Annotated in this window: 16 protein-coding genes and 1 tRNA gene; 2 read left to right on the top strand and 15 right to left on the bottom strand. The window is 36.2% G+C overall.

Going from position 1 to position 14,829, the window contains the following annotated elements; all coding sequences use genetic code 11:
• Positions 1-320 precede the first annotated feature (320 nt).
• The 3 genes from DQM95_RS02920 to DQM95_RS02910 are packed head-to-tail and all read right to left on the bottom strand — an operon-like array spanning position 321 to position 2,878.
• The gene (locus tag DQM95_RS02920; RefSeq protein ID WP_268243700.1) at positions 321-1,160 is read right to left on the bottom strand and encodes a metal ABC transporter permease; all 840 of its coding nucleotides are present in this window, start codon (positions 1,158-1,160) and stop codon (positions 321-323) included.
• 3 nt (positions 1,161-1,163) lie between these two features.
• Positions 1,164-1,886 carry a metal ABC transporter ATP-binding protein gene (locus DQM95_RS02915; protein WP_037592395.1) on the bottom strand — a complete coding sequence of 241 codons (723 nt, stop codon included), beginning with the start codon at positions 1,884-1,886 and terminating at the stop codon, positions 1,164-1,166.
• Between the two features lie 59 nt (positions 1,887-1,945).
• The gene (locus tag DQM95_RS02910) at positions 1,946-2,878 is read right to left on the bottom strand and encodes a metal ABC transporter substrate-binding protein (RefSeq protein WP_037592396.1); all 933 of its coding nucleotides are present in this window, start codon (positions 2,876-2,878) and stop codon (positions 1,946-1,948) included.
• Positions 2,879-3,023: 145 nt separating this feature from the next.
• Between DQM95_RS02910 and DQM95_RS02905 the strand changes: the two genes are divergently transcribed.
• Entirely contained in the window at positions 3,024-3,671 is a 648-nt protein-coding gene (locus DQM95_RS02905) for a metal-dependent transcriptional regulator (RefSeq protein WP_037592397.1), read from the top strand.
• A gap of 34 nt (positions 3,672-3,705) precedes the next feature.
• On the opposite strand, the gene DQM95_RS02900 is transcribed toward DQM95_RS02905, so the two are convergent.
• The 7 genes from DQM95_RS02900 to DQM95_RS02870 all read right to left on the bottom strand — a co-directional run bounded on the left by DQM95_RS02900 (position 3,706) and on the right by DQM95_RS02870 (position 8,742).
• Positions 3,706-4,398: a 5'-methylthioadenosine/adenosylhomocysteine nucleosidase gene (locus DQM95_RS02900; protein ID WP_012658004.1), complete on the bottom strand. Its 693-nt coding sequence runs from the start codon at positions 4,396-4,398 to the stop codon at positions 3,706-3,708.
• Positions 4,399-4,413: 15 nt separating this feature from the next.
• On the bottom strand, positions 4,414-4,674 hold the full coding sequence (gene macP, locus DQM95_RS02895; RefSeq protein ID WP_037592398.1) for a cell wall synthase accessory phosphoprotein MacP: 261 nt from the start codon (positions 4,672-4,674) through the stop codon (positions 4,414-4,416).
• Complete coding sequence (locus DQM95_RS02890; protein ID WP_012658002.1) at positions 4,671-5,228, bottom strand: NUDIX hydrolase; 558 nt, start codon at positions 5,226-5,228, stop codon at positions 4,671-4,673. The genes macP and DQM95_RS02890 overlap by 4 nt, the downstream gene beginning before the upstream one ends.
• 20 nt (positions 5,229-5,248) lie before the next feature.
• A complete protein-coding gene (glmU, locus tag DQM95_RS02885) occupies positions 5,249-6,625 on the bottom strand; it encodes a bifunctional UDP-N-acetylglucosamine diphosphorylase/glucosamine-1-phosphate N-acetyltransferase GlmU (RefSeq protein WP_037592399.1) in 1,377 nt (458 codons plus the stop codon).
• Positions 6,626-6,755: 130 nt separating this feature from the next.
• Entirely contained in the window at positions 6,756-7,718 is a 963-nt protein-coding gene (locus tag DQM95_RS02880; RefSeq protein WP_037592400.1) for a Gfo/Idh/MocA family protein, read from the bottom strand.
• Positions 7,719-7,814: 96 nt separating this feature from the next.
• Positions 7,815-8,513: a 3-oxoacyl-ACP reductase gene (locus DQM95_RS02875; protein ID WP_012657999.1), complete on the bottom strand. Its 699-nt coding sequence runs from the start codon at positions 8,511-8,513 to the stop codon at positions 7,815-7,817.
• A complete protein-coding gene (locus DQM95_RS02870; RefSeq protein WP_012657998.1) occupies positions 8,506-8,742 on the bottom strand; it encodes a DUF2829 domain-containing protein in 237 nt (78 codons plus the stop codon). The genes DQM95_RS02875 and DQM95_RS02870 overlap by 8 nt, the downstream gene beginning before the upstream one ends.
• A 198-nt stretch (positions 8,743-8,940) precedes the next feature.
• Here DQM95_RS02870 and DQM95_RS02865 point away from each other — a divergent pair, with 198 nt between their 5' ends.
• A complete protein-coding gene (locus DQM95_RS02865) occupies positions 8,941-9,273 on the top strand; it encodes a hypothetical protein (RefSeq protein WP_052713356.1) in 333 nt (110 codons plus the stop codon).
• 107 nt (positions 9,274-9,380) lie between these two features.
• On the opposite strand, the gene brnQ is transcribed toward DQM95_RS02865, so the two are convergent.
• The 5 genes from brnQ to DQM95_RS02840 all read right to left on the bottom strand — a co-directional run bounded on the left by brnQ (position 9,381) and on the right by DQM95_RS02840 (position 14,753).
• Positions 9,381-10,724: a branched-chain amino acid transport system II carrier protein gene (brnQ, locus tag DQM95_RS02860; RefSeq protein ID WP_037592401.1), complete on the bottom strand. Its 1,344-nt coding sequence runs from the start codon at positions 10,722-10,724 to the stop codon at positions 9,381-9,383.
• A gap of 161 nt (positions 10,725-10,885) precedes the next feature.
• Positions 10,886-11,443 carry a phosphatidylglycerol lysyltransferase domain-containing protein gene (locus DQM95_RS02855; RefSeq protein ID WP_231909966.1) on the bottom strand — a complete coding sequence of 186 codons (558 nt, stop codon included), beginning with the start codon at positions 11,441-11,443 and terminating at the stop codon, positions 10,886-10,888.
• A gap of 337 nt (positions 11,444-11,780) precedes the next feature.
• The gene (metG, locus tag DQM95_RS02850; protein ID WP_037592403.1) at positions 11,781-13,787 is read right to left on the bottom strand and encodes a methionine--tRNA ligase; all 2,007 of its coding nucleotides are present in this window, start codon (positions 13,785-13,787) and stop codon (positions 11,781-11,783) included.
• Positions 13,788-13,885: 98 nt separating this feature from the next.
• Positions 13,886-14,605, bottom strand: a complete 720-nt coding sequence (locus DQM95_RS02845) for a YoaK family protein (RefSeq protein WP_012657993.1) — start codon at positions 14,603-14,605, stop codon at positions 13,886-13,888.
• A 58-nt stretch (positions 14,606-14,663) separates the two neighbouring features.
• Positions 14,664-14,753, bottom strand: a tRNA-Ser gene (locus tag DQM95_RS02840).
• Positions 14,754-14,829: the final 76 nt, after the last annotated feature.

Raw genomic sequence — 14,829 nt, 5'->3', positions numbered from 1 at the left:
ATTGACAAGCTCTTTTTGAGTTTTTAATTGACTACTAGATATGTCAAAGAGCGTCCCATTTTCTGGAAACGCTCTTTCTTCTTATTTTTCGTATTCTAAAAACCAACTATATAGAGTTTTGGATGAATCCTTAAGATTGGACAAACCATTTTACAGACTGCTTCTTCCTCGATAATGCGTTTAACAAGAGATATTTGACATGTGATATCAAATACTAGTCTTAGCATTAGATTTCTCTCGTTTTCACTAATTTTCACATCCACTTTATCATACTAAATCCACCCCATTTATTATTGTTTGTCTAACTGTTAGGATACAAGTCAAATCTTTTTAGTGTTTCGCTTGAGGATGTTTTGTTTGGGTGAAATGAAAAAACTAACCGCAAAGATTAAAGCTGATGTTAAGACAATACTTGAACCAGCTGCTATGTTAAAGGTATAGCCTAGATAAAGTCCTAATAATGAAGCAAGAGCTCCTAATCCTGAAGACAAATAAATCATATGTTTTAGACTATTAGTATAGAGATAAGCTGTCGCTGCTGGAGTAATAAGCATAGCTACTATCAAAATTGTTCCGACACTCTGCATAGCGGTAACTGCTACTAAGGTTAATAACACCATCAGCAAATAATGGTAAAAACCAACATTATAGCCCATAGATTTTGCTAGAACGGAATCAAATGAAGTTAACAACAATTCTTTAAAAAATAAAACTATCAAAGCCAATACTGTGGCTGAGACTATTATGGTTAACCATTTATCACTGTCTTGAACAGCTAAAATATTTCCAAATAAGATATGAAATAAATCTGTTGAACTATTAGCTACTCCTATTAAAATAACACCAAGGGCTAAAAAAGAACTGAAGGTAATCCCTATTGCTGTATCCCCTTTGATGACACTATTTTCTTTAATAAAGGTAATCAATAAAGAAGACAATAAGCCAAAAACAATTGCCCCAATAAAGAAATTAATACCGAGAATAAAGGATAAGGCTACTCCTGGAAGAACAGCATGTGAGATGGCATCCCCCATAAGTGACATAGATCTTAAAATAATAAAACAACCAACTGCACCTGAAACAATTCCTATGACTAGGGCTGTGACCAAAGCATTTTGTAAAAAGTGATAGGTCATTAAAGCTTCAAAAAATTTAAACAAAACTTACTCCTTTCCACAAAAAATCAACTGATCACCATATGTTTGGGCTAAATTCGAAACAGTAAAAGTTTGTGAAACTTCTCCAAAAGCAATCAATTTTCGATTTAGTAAGATAATCTGATCAAAATAATTTTCGACTTTACTTAAATCATGATGAACCACTAAGATTGTCTTTCCCTTTTCCTTAAGTTCTTTTAAAAGATTTACAATTATAGATTCACTGACTGAATCAATGCCGACAAAAGGTTCATCTAAAAATATATAATCACGTTCTTGAACTAAACACCTTGCAACTAACATTCTTTGAAATTGACCACCAGACAAAGCTTTGATTGGATGATTAGCATAATCCGTCAGACCAACTTTATCCAAATAAAAGTCAACCTTGTCATATTGTTTTTTCTTCACTTTTTGGCCAATCCTTAAATCGGAAAATGTTCCCAAAGAGACACATTCCCTCACCGTTATTGGAAAGTTTAAATCAATATTGCTCCGTTGTTCTACATAAGCCACTTGGTGTTTCAGTAAAGATTTCATACTTTTTCCGATTTGCACTTTACCATCATAATGTATAAGATTTAAAAGAGCCTTCATAAATGTTGATTTACCAGCACCATTTGGACCAAGAATGCCATAAATACCAGGACTTTCAATATTTATATTTATTTGATGCAATATTTCTTTTTGATTGTCATAAGTAACTGTTAAATTTTCCGTAGTAATCATATTCCCCCCTTAAAATAAATAAAGCACAAATCAAAAATGTGATATTGTGCTTTATTTTATTACTTCGCAAGACCTTCAGAAATTTTATCTAAATTCCATTTCATCATTGCATAATAACTGTCGCCGTTTTTTCCTTTCTTTGCAATAGAATCGGTGAAAATCTCAGAATAAATTGGGATACCACTGTCTTTTGATACAGATTTCATTGGACGGTTATCAACACTTGATTCAACAAAAAGTGCTGAAGGTTTTTTGGTTTTCAAGGTAGCTAATAAACTTGAAATTTGATCCGGTGTTCCTTCTTCTTCCGTATTGATTTCCCATATATATGCTGAAGGAACGCCATAGGCTTTTGAAAAGTATTTGAAACAGCCTTCACTAGTAACAATTAACTTTTTAGCTTCAGGTATTTTGTTGAATTTAGATTTAGCTTCTTGATCTAGTTTTTCAAGTTTTGCTAGATACTGATCTAGATTTTTTTGATAATAATCTTTGTTTTTAGGATCTTTTACCTTCAATTGTTTTGCAATGTTTTTAGCATAAATCATGCCATTTTCTAAGTTAAGCCAAGCATGTGGGTCTTCTTTTCCTTTTTCATTTTGACCTTCAAGATAAATAACATCAACACCATCACTGACAGCAAAATAATCTTTATTTTTCTTCTTTTCAGCATTTTTAACTAATTTGGTAAACCAAGCTTGACCACCATCTTCTAAGTTAATACCGTTGTAAAAAATAAGATCAGCTGAACTGGTTTTTTGAACATCCTCAGGTAGCGGTTCATATTCATGAGGGTCCTGACCTATAGGAACGATACTATGCAAATCAATTTTATCTTTTGCAATATTTTTAGTCATATCAGCAATGATAGAATTAGTTACAACTACTTGCAACTTGCCATCTGTTGCTTTTCTACCATTTCCTACTGAACAGGCTCCAAGCATTAGAAGACCTAAAAAAGCCATGATTGCTAACGATAACTTCTTCTTCATTCAATTCTCCTTAATTTATATTATATAATTAATTAAGTATGGTTAATTATATAATTAGGATATATTACAACTTTCTTTTTGTCAAGATTTTTTTCAATTTTTTTGTTATAATAATGATTATAAATAAGAGAAAGGCAAGATTATTATGACGCCTAACAAAGAAGATTACCTGAAGTGTATTTATGAAATTGGTCAGGAAAAGAAAAAAATATCAAATAAACAAATTGCTGAGAAGATGCAAGTTTCTCCACCTGCAGTCTCAGAAATGATCAAAAAAATGATTGCTCAGGATTGGATTGTTAAAGATTCACAAAAAGGCTATTTTTTAACAGAAAAAGGGGTTGATTTGGTCGCTAACCTTTACCGTAAACACCGTTTGATTGAAGTCTTTTTAATTCATCAATTGGGTTATAGTTCTCAGGAAGTTCACCAAGAAGCTGAAATTTTAGAACATACCGTTTCAGAAACCTTCATCGATCGACTTGACCAAATGCTTGGATTTCCAGAATTTTGTCCCCATGGTGGCACAATCCCCCGAAAAGGACAGGCTTTAAAAGAAATTAATCATTTGACGCTTTATCAAATGGAAAAATGTGGAGGTTATCGTTTAACAAGGGTACAAGATCAATTTGATTTGCTAAATTATTTGGAACAGCACCAGTTTACCCTAAACACACTTTTTCAACTTGAACAAATCGATAGCTATGCTAAAACCTACACTATCTCTTTCGACGATAAACAATTGATTATCCCTGAACACATTGCCAAACAATTGTTTGTCAGTCCTCAATAACTTAAAAAAGATTGGATCAAAGTCCAATCTTTTTTTAAGTTAACTGTTCTAAAAATCTTATCAATGTCTCTGCTGATTTTTGACCAGCTTCTTGAATAAACTGATCAAAGGTAATATTGGCATCATGTGCTGCCGTATCACTCATGGCACGAACGACTATGAATGGTTTGCCAGTTGCCAAAGCTGCCTGTGCAATAGCAGCACCTTCCATTTCGACAGCAAGAACATCTGAAAAGTGATTTTTAATGGCGTCAATTTTATCTTGCCCTGCAACAAAGGAATCCCCTGTCGCAATGAGGCCGATGGCGTGTCGACTCTTTTCTTTTTTTAGAACTTCTTCAAAAGTTTCTACAAAGTTAGTGTCTGCCTGAAAATAAAGGGGTTGCATTGACATCTGACCATAATCATAGCCAAAGGCTGTTAAATCGACATCGTGGTAAACCAATCGATCTGCAACCACGACATCACCAATTTGGAGATGGGAAGCAACCGCGCCAGCTGATCCTGTGTTGATAAGAGCATCTACTTTAAAAGTTTCCACTAAAATAGCAACTGTCAAGGCTGACATGACTTTACCAACACCTGATTGAACCAAGACCAAATCGTGTCCAGCTATTTTACCTAAATGGTAACGATTAGACATGACGATTTCTTCATGCCGATCCTCTAATTGATCGACAAGATGGCGAAGTTCTTCTTCCATGGCGGCAATAATACCAATTTTCATTCTATTTACCTTCCTTTAGAGGTTGAAAACAGCATAGATTAATAAAGCAATCAACAATACCAAAGCAATCAGTAAGAGATTTAGCTTAGACTGAAATTGATTTCTTTTAGCATTTTCTATTCTGCGACTTTTATAAATTCTATTTGAATGGGAATCATCACGGTCATCAGAAAAAGTCATGATTTTTGTCTCAGAATCAACATCAAAATCATCCTCAATGACATCACCGCGCTTAGCTTTCTCAATAATGTCATCCGTTAATAAGGCTTTTCTCATCCTAAATCACCTCCATACTGCTGTCCAAAATATTGAATGGCTATTATGGTTTTCGCATCACAGATTTCGCCTGTTTCAATCAAGTCCAGACATTCTTGATAAGACAATTCATATATTTCTAAGACCTCATCATCATCTTGTGGTCTTGGATTCTCTACTTTTTTTAATTGTGTCGCTAAGTAGAGCTTTATTTTTTCATTACAAAAACCAATAGCTGTGTAGAATTCATAGATGAGTTCTAAATCACCCGAATAACCTGTTTCTTCCTCTAATTCTCGTTTAGCAGCCTCAAGCTCTGACCCATTTTCACCCATTTCAAGTTTTCCAGCAGGAATTTCGAATGATACACCTTCAATAGCTTTTCGATATTGTTTAACAATAACCAGTTTATTTTCTGGGGTTACAGCTAAAATGGATACTGCTCCTCGATGTAAAACGAGTTCTCTTTTAGAGGTCCCAAGATTGTTCGGTAATTGAACATCATCAACAACGACATCAAAAATAGTTCCCTTATAAATGTCTTTTCTTTTTAAAGTGACTTCCTCAAAATCCATATCCTACTCCTAGTTGTTTCTTATTTTTGGGGATAGTGGGGTAACCTTTTGGCGTAGCCCTCTTTTATCACTTGACGGCTTCTTCCGATAGCAATACTATCTGGCTCTACATTTTTTGTGATGGTAGAACCTGCTGCAGTTAAAGCATTGTCTCCAATTTCAAGAGGGGCAATCAGTGTGGAATTACTGCCGACAAAAACATTGTTTCCTATCACTGTCTTATATTTATTTTTTCCATCATAATTAACAGTGATGGTGCCAGCTCCAAAATTAACGTCTGAACCAACTTCAGCATTCCCGATATAAGTTAGGTGACCTGCTTTAGTATTCTCACCGATGTGAGAGCCTTTAACTTCAACAAAATTACCAATATGGACATTCTTATCTAATTGAGAACCCGGTCTGATATGGGCATATGGTCCAACAGTAACACCATCGGCAATAGATGATTCTTCGATTGTTGAATTTGTAATGACCACCGATTCACCAATTTGTGAATCTACAATACAGGTACCATTTGTCAGAACTGATTTGGCACCAATGCAACTATTCCCTTTTAACGAAACATTTGCTTCAATCATAACATCAGCTGCAATTGAAACATCTGCTTCTATATAGGTTGCATCAGGATTTTGGAAGGTCACACCATTAATCATGTGCGCTTTGTTAATACGACGTCTCATGACAGATTCTGCAGTAGCAAGAGCGACACGATCATTGACCCCCAGACTTTCGTTAAAGTCTCTCAAGACATATGCACCTACTTTTTCTTTGTTTTCTCTAAAGATTGAGATTACGTCTGTTAAATAATACTCACCTTGTGCATTATTTGTATTAATATTTTTCAATGCTTCAAATAAGCGTTTATTATCAAAAACATAAGTACCAGTATTAATTTCTTTGACTTTTTGTTCATACTCATTAGCATCTTTTTGCTCAACAATTTTAACCACTTCATCATCATGATTTCGAATAATACGGCCATAACCAAAAGGATCTTCAGCTTTTGCAGTTAAGATGGTTGCTACATTTTTATGGTTAACGTGAAAATCAATAAGGTTTTTTAAGCTTTCACCAGTAATTAATGGGGTGTCACCTGCAATAACTAAGGTATTCCCTTCAAGGTCAGCTAATTTTTCTTCTGCCATCATCACAGCATGGCCAGTACCAAGTTGTTCAGTTTGTAAAACAAATTCAGACTTTTCTTTTAAGACCTCTTGAACCAGTTCAGCCTTATGCCCAATGACTGTAACGTTCATTTGAGGATTGATATGTGCAACACTTCTAAAAACATGCTCTAACATTGTTAAACCAGAAACTTGATGTAAAACTTTTGGTAGATCTGATTTCATGCGAGTCCCTTTACCCGCTGCTAGAATAATAGCGTAATTTGTCATAATATGTCCTTTTATCTTTTAAAATTCCTTACTATTATAGCATAGAAATAGGCTTTTTGCAGAAAAATGAAAAGCTGACTTTTTAAAGAAATCCTTTCCCTAAAAAGCTCAGCTCGCTTTTTCATATGAGTTACAATCCTTGGCTGGCCAAATCAAGTACCTTCATAACCTTCAAACTATGGTCCAATGCTTCTTGAGCACGCTCAAAATCTCGTTCATCAATAATGGCTTGAAAGACTCTAAACTCTGCTGCCATCCGATGTTCCGAACCGTTTTTGTTAATGACTCTTGGTTCGATACCATTTTCCGTTACCTGAACTTGTGGCAAAGTATTGCTTTCCCCAGCGACAATTAATGACCCTCGATTTCCCTGAATAGTTGTTCGAACTTCTGCACTACAATCTTTGGCAGCAATACAAACCACTTTGAAATCAAGATAATCCATAAGTAGAATACCTGACGTATCAACTCCTCGTTCCATATTTGGCAAATAATTGACCGTTTTCGGCAGACCAAATAAAGCAACCACCAAATGAATATTATAGATATTAAGGTCTCTAAGAGCCCCTCCTCCCTTTTCCGGGTCAAAAGCTGGCGCAATCACACCCTCTTTGAAAGCATCATAGCGAGACGAATATTGAGAATAGTTACAGTCAACAATCTTAATATCCCCCAAATTGGCTAATTCTTCTTTTAAGACAGCAAAATTCTCTAAATAGAGATTGGTAATAGCCTCTAGTAGAATTAATTGTTTCCTTTTAGCAATCTCTGCCAATTCTTGTGCTTGAGCTTCCTTCAAGGTGAATGGTTTCTCACAAATGACATGTTTACCTGCTAAAAGAGCTGCCTTGGTCATCTCATAGTGCAAATGATTAGGCGTAGCAACATAAACTGTATCTGTATTAGGATTAGTTAAGGCCTCCTCTAAATCAGTATAAAGATCTTGAATCTGATAGTGGTCAGCCAAAGCTTTGGCTTTTTCCTGACTGCGAGGCGTTGAAACCAAGGCTTGGACTTGTATGCCATTTGTGGCTGTAATGATTGGTAAGGCTTCTTCTACGATTTTTCCTGTTCCAACTACTGTTAATTTCATGTCATCTTTCTCCTTATTTTTGAACTTAATTCCTTATTTAGAGTAATTCTACCTTAAAATATAATTCCTAATTTCCTCATAAGGGAAATCAGAAACCTATTTCAAAGTCCAACCACCATCAATTTTAACAATTTCACCTTGCATGGAAGCTGCTTTACCGGAGACTAAAAAATCTGTCAGGTCAGCTATTTCTTCAGCTTGTGTCCATCTTCCGATTGGGGTTTGCTCGGCAACCCAATCGGCAAGGCCACCTTCTATAAAGTCGCTAGCGGTCATGCCTGTTTGGACAGCTCCTGGGGCAATCCCGAAAACTTGTATGCCTGCTTTGGCATAATCCAAAGCTAATTGTCGAGTGAAGCCAGCCAGGGCATGTTTTGAGCTTGTGTAGGCAGCTCCGCCACCTCCCGCTTGAAAGCTAGCAATTGAGCACATGTTAATGATGATTCCGCTTTGTTGCGCTAGCATTTTTTCCAAATAAAAACGGGTAAGCTTAACCACAGAAAAGAAATTTGTCGCAAAGAGCTTTTCAAAATCAGTTTGACGCATTTCTAATAGAGGTTTATAAGCGTCTAAGATACCTGCTGTATTAAGGAGAATATCAACCTGGGGTAGCCAATCAAAAAGTGGACTTAAATCTTCTGACAAATCTAATCGCATAAAATGAAAGTCTCCTTTTAATTCCGGTTTGAGACTGATATCCAGACCATAAACCTGATACCCTTTTGCTAAAAGATGTTCTGCTTGAGCTCGACCAATGCCTGACGAAACACCAGTCACAAGAACTTTTTTAGTCATGGACTTCAACCCAATCTTCAGCCAAGACATCACATGGTGTTGGTGACCACATAGAGAACCCCTCTCCCTCGCCTGACACATTAATCAGAAAATAGGGTGTCACTTCCAGAGCTTGACCATTCTGCTCAATGGAATCAAAAAGTTGCACATAATTTTCAGCCCCACCCCAACCTGTTCTGACATATTTTTTCTTGGCTTTCAAGCCTGGTAAAATCTCTTCAAATGTCATATTTTTCTCCTTTATCTTTTGCAATTCTTATTTTTCATTATACCATGAATCAGTCCTTACAAATACAGGATAACCAGATAAAGCATTTAAAGTTTCTCCTACTATTTAGTCACTCACTCTAAAAAAGATAGCAATCCATTGACAACGTTTTCAAACAAGCGTATAATCTAGTCATTCTACTAAAGGAAAGGTTATCCTATGAGTATTTTTCTAAAAATAGCAGCCCTAGTTGTCTTCTTAGTGATAACATGGCTAATAGTCCATCTTTCATCAAAAGGAAATCGAGTTGCTAGTCAAATAAGAGGTCATAATTATCATATTACCTTCAAAAACAATCCTACTATTGATTTAAGAGAAAATAAAAATATGATGCAAAACATCAGCATTATCTCTCATCCTTCTGATAATAGTTATTCAGTAACATCACATCTGAATGGAAAAGAACTAAAAGAAATGCTTAAGAATCAATACCAGCTATCAGATTCAGACCTCATTGTTGATACTCTTGCTTATAGATTCCCTACACAATAATAATGAAAGTTTATCCCTAAAGTGCATTCACAAATTGATTTTTTTGAATTGAGAGGGAAACTTAGATAAACTCAAAAAAAAGAGCCTATTGGCTCTTTTTTGGTTAGTTAGGCTTGATCTTCAAACTGACTTAAGTCAAAGGCTTCTCCTTTGACTTTATCGGGTAGGACAAAAGCTATGACTAGTCCAATCAGTGTTGGCAGAACCCAGCCCATAGACATTGCATGGAAAGGAATGTGAGCAACTAGCGATGCAATAGCTGTTTTAGGGAGGAGGCCAGCAAATACTTCAAAGAAGGAAGTTACAGTAACCAAGGCAATGGTCAATGACATTCCTTTTTTTGAAAGCGCAAAAGCTTTATTGAGTAAAATAATGATAACAAGAACAATGACAATCGGATAAAGTAGGGTCAAGACAGGGACCGAAAAAGCAATGACTGTATTTAGACCCAAATTCGCAATGAAAAAACCAACTAAGGTGAACAGAATGGTATACACTTTATAGGATAGTGCCTTAAAATGTTTCGCAAAGAACTCTGATACAGCTACAATCAGACCAACTGTTGTAGTGAAACATGTTAATACTACCATGACACTGAGGAAAAGGCGTCCAAAGGAACCAAATAATTGATAGGAGGCTTGCGCTAAAACATAAGCCCCTTTGTTTATAGAAGGATCAGCTAATACAGCGCTTGGGATAGGAAATTTATTTCCTAGGAAAGCAAGCCCCAAATACAAGATACTAAATGCTAGGCTAGTCACAATACCGACCACCCAGATGGTCGATAAATACTCTTTTTTACTTGAAAAACCAAATTGCTTGAGAGTCTCCGTTGCTACTAAACAAAAGGCAACTGATGCTAGGGCGTCTAGTGTATTATACCCGGCTAAAATACCTCCTCCAAAGGCAGAAGCAACATATTCAGCGCTAGCCTTGCCACTGTCAGCATGTCCGTATTTAAAAGCACCTACGACTACTAACAAAAGAATCAGCAAAGCAAATAGCGGCGTTAAAATCTTGCCCACACTAGTCATGATTTTGTTGGGGTTATAGGCTAATGCAAAAGCCGCTAAAAAGAAGCAAAGGGAAAAAATCATCAAAGCCAATTGACTATTACCAACAAGGGGTGAGAGACCGACCTCAAAGGAAACGGTAGCCGTTCTAGGAATAGCAAAAAGTGGGCCAATGGTTAAGTAGAGGACTACCAGGAAGCTTAGGGAAAACCATGGACTGAATTTAATATCCATTTCCTGTTTGAATCCACCATTCGTTAAGGTGCCTACCAATAAGGTCATAATGGCTAAGCCAACTCCTGACAGACAAAATCCAATAATCGCTGGCCAAAAGTTTGTCCCTGAAGCAACCCCTAGAGCTGGTGGGAAAATTAAGTTACCGGCTCCAAAAAAGATACCAAATAAAAGCAATCCTGTTAGAAAACCTTTTTTAACCATAAAATACCACTTTGTAAACGGTCGTTTACACCTTTCTCAAAAATTCATCTTTGATTTGAATTGTCATCTTTAAAACAGTATCCAAAACAAAATAAGTGCTTTCTATTATAACAAAAAACATCAGATTTTCTAGTGATTTTTCAAAATTTTCTAAAAATTTATCAAAATAAAAAGACTTGCATATGAATGCTTGTCTTTTTGTCGGGTCTTGACCTTATTCTGACTGATAGGAGACCAATAATAAGGCCATGGTCACACATAGAAAATGGCTTTGTTTGGGGTAAGCAATATAAAATAGGGTGCCAATGACTGGCAAATTTTTCTTTGTAGTGTCTTAACCCATCAAAGGAATAAATATGTGATCCAAATTGATAAAGGAGGTGCCCTAATTTTTCATTAAAAAAGCTAAAGCGGTTTTTCCCAACATTGGGTAATGGACACATTCCCATGTTAAAGGTAGAAATAGTTTCTTCTTTGGCGCAATGGATTAAATGAATGAATAAAACATCCATAACCCCTTTGGGAGCTTCATTTAAATAAGGCATAAAATCAACTGAGAGAGAATTTTCTGAATGAGATTTTTCGACAGTTGCAAAAGCGACAACTGTTCCATTATTGGACTTTAATAAGGCAATCTTACTATGGTTTAAGTAATAAGGATCAAAAAACCAAGGTCGGGTAAAAAGCACGCGCATTACGATTGGCGATTGCCCTCCCACAAATAAGCAGTGCAAAGCCTAAAACCAAACTTGGAACCTGCCTCACCAAAACAATACTTGCAAGCCCATAAAAGCGATCTTTTATGATAGGTAAGTTGATGATGGTATCGTGACTAGTAATCATATTCCGGATAGGTAAAATAAAACAACCATGACATAAACAACAATGTTTGTCAGTATATCTAGAGTAAGCTGGCTATTCTTGCTTTTTAAGAGTTGGAGTTTTTGAAAAAATCTCATGTTTGAATCCTTAAACTATTTTCTTCTATCATAGACAGTTTTTATAAAATTAAGCTTAAGAAAAAAGTGAAAGGTTAAACTTCCACTTTAAAATCTATTAACCAATGATTGAACCATTTGGAACAGCTGGATCAACTGTTAAGACGGTTAGTTTTCCATCGTGTTCCGCAGATAAAATCATTCCTTGACTGACATATTTTTTCATCATTTTGCGAGGTTTTAAGTTAGCCACTATTTGGAGTTTTTTCCCAACTAATTCTTGCTCATTTGGATAGAATTTAGCAATTCCAGACAAGATTTGACGATCTTCTCCATCTCCCGCGTCCAATCTAAAGCGTAGCAATTTATCAGAACCTTCGACCTTTGAAACTTCCTTAACTTCAGCAACACGAATTTCACAGGCGTCAAATGTCTCAAATTTGATTTCTTCTTTTTCGGATTTTAGGTCCACTTCTTCAGGAATCCACTCTTTTTCTTGAGGAATAGCTGAGCCACCTTCCATTTGCTCCTTGATATAGGCAATTTCCTCTTCCATATCAAGTCGAGGGAAAATAGGTTGCCCTTTAGAGATAACAGTGATATCTGACGGCATTCCAGCTAATGAAAGATTTTCCAAATCAAAGCTTTGCCCTAAACCAAGTTGTTCCATGATAGCATTTGAAGTTGTCATCATAAATGGTTGGATAAGATGAGCAACCACTCGTAAACTTGCAGCTAAGTGAGCCATGACAGAAGCTAATTGTTCTTTATCACCATCTTCTTTAGCCAGTACCCATGGAGCTGTCTCATCAATGTATTTGTTAGCGCGTGAAATAATTGCCCAAATAGCATCTAAGGCACGTGGGTAATCAACTGTCTCCATTTGTTTATGGTAGTCAGTGATTTTCTCAGTAACTAAGTCTTGTAACTCTCCATCAAATGAGGTCACATTTTCAGTATATGCTGGAATCTTACCGCCAAAATACTTATTAATCATAGCGACCGTGCGGTTAAGAAGATTTCCCAAGTCATTGGCAAGTTCATAGTTAATACGTCCCACATAATCCTCTGGAGTAAAGGTTCCATCAGAACCAACTGGTAAAGAGCGCATGAGGTAATAACGTAATGGATCAAGTCCAAAACGTTCAACTAACATTTCTGGGTAAACAACATTCCCTTTGGATTTAGACATTTTACCATCTTTCATGACAAACCAACCATGGGCAATCAAACGTTCTGGTAATTTCATATCTAACATCATCAGAAGAATTGGCCAATAAATGGAATGGAAGCGTAAAATATCCTTACCAACCATATGGAAGACTGTTCCATTGTTCCAGAATGTTTCGAAATTAGCCTTGTCTTCTTGACCATATCCAAGTGCAGTTGCATAGTTTAAAAGGGCATCTATCCATACATATACCACATGTTTAGGATTAGAAGGTACTTTAACACCCCAGGTAAAAGTGGTACGACTAACTGCCAAGTCTTCCAGTCCTGGTTCGATAAAGTTTTTAATCATTTCATTCATACGACCTTCAGGTTGAATGAATTCCGGATGTTCGTTAAAGAATGCTACTAACTTGTCAGCGTATTTGCCAAGACGAAGGAAGTATGATTCCTCTGAAACCCATTCCACTTCATGACCTGAAGGGGCTATTCCACCTATAACTTTACCATTTTCATCACGGAAAACTTCTTCTAATTGACTTTCAGTGAAAAATTCTTCATCGGAAACTGAGTACCAACCTGAATATTCCCCTAAATAAATATCATCTTGAGCTAATAGTTTTTCAAATACTGCTGCAACGACTTCCTCATGATAATCATCTGTAGTGCGGATGAATTTGTCATATGAGATGTCTAAGAGCTCCCATAATTCTTTAACGCCTTTGGCCATGCCATCAACGTATTCTTGAGGAGTGATGCCTGCTTCTTCAGCCTTTGTTTGAATTTTTTGGCCATGTTCATCCAAACCTGTTAAATAAAAAACCTGATGGTTCATCATGCGTTTGTAACGCGCTAAGACATCACAAGCAATCGTTGTGTAAGCTGAGCCAATATGCAATTTCCCAGAAGGGTAATAAATTGGGGTTGTAATATAAAATGGTTTTTTATCAGTCATTTTGATTCCTTTCAAGGCTAATGAAACCTTTTTGAATTATTTTGCTCATAGAGCGGCTATTATTGATTATACCATATAAAAGACAGCAAAAAAACCGTTTATTCCTCAGAATAATCTGTCATAAACGGTTTTATTTTGGTTTGAATATGATAATACTCTTTACCTAATAAATAATTCACATAAGCTAAGGGTAAAAGAACAAAGCCTAACGAATACTCCCCATATTTAAGTGACAATAGTGTAGAAAGCATTGCACCAAAGATAAAGGTAATGATAACTAAGGCCGTATTTCGGCCTATCGTAATGATTTCCTTATTCTTTTCATACAGTCCCTTTGTCAGTTGATAAGCAGCATTCTTTACATTTCCTGTCATCATGACATTAGCGTAGGTTGCCCCACGAAGCGATTTAAAGGTATCAACTTGAATGGATGCAAAAAAAGCAAGACCAAAAACCGTGTAAAAAGAAGATAGCATTGGGGTTAAGAGAGAGGTCAAAAAAGCGATGGCTGTTAGAACAAAGCTTGAAAACAAATACCAATGGATTTTATGCTTATTAGCCCATCGATGCATAAAGTAGGTAAAAGATTGCCCCAACATAAAAGCAACTATAGGCAAAAGAAAATCCAATGCCCTCCTATAATCACCCTGGGCTAAACTCATTGCTAGCGAAGCAACATTACCAGATTGGATTCCGGCAAATCGTTGTCCTTGGGTCATAAAGGTAAAAGCATTCACATAACCCGATATAAAGGTCAAACTAATTGCACAACGTAGTGCTTCGTGAACAAAGTACTTTTGTTTTTTCCGCTTTGACATGTTTTCCTTTCTAACTACACGAAAAAAATACTGATTAACAGTATTTTATGACTTATTAAGGAGGATGTGGGATTCGAACCCACGCACGCTTTTACACGCCTGACGGTTTTCAAGACCGTTCCCTTCAGCCAGACTTGGGTAATCCTCCAAAAACTAAGGCTAGTATAGCATAAGTAATAGTCTGAGACAATAGGTAATGAGATCTTTAAACGAAAAAAGTGAGA

The sequence above is a fragment of the Streptococcus uberis genome, from assembly GCF_900475595.1.
Classification (GTDB): Bacteria; Bacillota; Bacilli; order Lactobacillales; family Streptococcaceae; genus Streptococcus; species Streptococcus uberis.
The sequence above is the reverse complement of the archived record's forward strand: the minus strand, read 5'-3'. Positions and strand labels throughout refer to the sequence as shown.

Excerpts from the sequence above, each read along its gene's own strand:
- DQM95_RS02905 (WP_037592397.1), top strand. The coding sequence starts at position 3,024 with ATGACGCCTAACAAAGAAGATTACCTGAAGTGTATTTATGAAATTGGT.
- DQM95_RS02880 (WP_037592400.1), bottom strand. The coding sequence starts at position 7,718 with ATGAAATTAACAGTAGTTGGAACAGGAAAAATCGTAGAAGAAGCCTTA.
- DQM95_RS02915 (WP_037592395.1), bottom strand. The coding sequence starts at position 1,886 with ATGATTACTACGGAAAATTTAACAGTTACTTATGACAATCAAAAAGAA.
- DQM95_RS02890 (WP_012658002.1), bottom strand. The coding sequence starts at position 5,228 with ATGGATTTTGAGGAAGTCACTTTAAAAAGAAAAGACATTTATAAGGGA.
- macP (WP_037592398.1), bottom strand. The coding sequence starts at position 4,674 with ATGAGAAAAGCCTTATTAACGGATGACATTATTGAGAAAGCTAAGCGC.
- DQM95_RS02870 (WP_012657998.1), bottom strand. The coding sequence starts at position 8,742 with ATGACATTTGAAGAGATTTTACCAGGCTTGAAAGCCAAGAAAAAATAT.
- brnQ (WP_037592401.1), bottom strand. The coding sequence starts at position 10,724 with ATGGTTAAAAAAGGTTTTCTAACAGGATTGCTTTTATTTGGTATCTTT.
- DQM95_RS02865 (WP_052713356.1), top strand. The coding sequence starts at position 8,941 with ATGAGTATTTTTCTAAAAATAGCAGCCCTAGTTGTCTTCTTAGTGATA.
- DQM95_RS02900 (WP_012658004.1), bottom strand. The coding sequence starts at position 4,398 with ATGAAAATTGGTATTATTGCCGCCATGGAAGAAGAACTTCGCCATCTT.
- DQM95_RS02875 (WP_012657999.1), bottom strand. The coding sequence starts at position 8,513 with ATGACTAAAAAAGTTCTTGTGACTGGTGTTTCGTCAGGCATTGGTCGA.
- metG (WP_037592403.1), bottom strand. The coding sequence starts at position 13,787 with ATGACTGATAAAAAACCATTTTATATTACAACCCCAATTTATTACCCT.
- glmU (WP_037592399.1), bottom strand. The coding sequence starts at position 6,625 with ATGACAAATTACGCTATTATTCTAGCAGCGGGTAAAGGGACTCGCATG.
- DQM95_RS02910 (WP_037592396.1), bottom strand. The coding sequence starts at position 2,878 with ATGAAGAAGAAGTTATCGTTAGCAATCATGGCTTTTTTAGGTCTTCTA.
- DQM95_RS02845 (WP_012657993.1), bottom strand. The coding sequence starts at position 14,605 with ATGTCAAAGCGGAAAAAACAAAAGTACTTTGTTCACGAAGCACTACGT.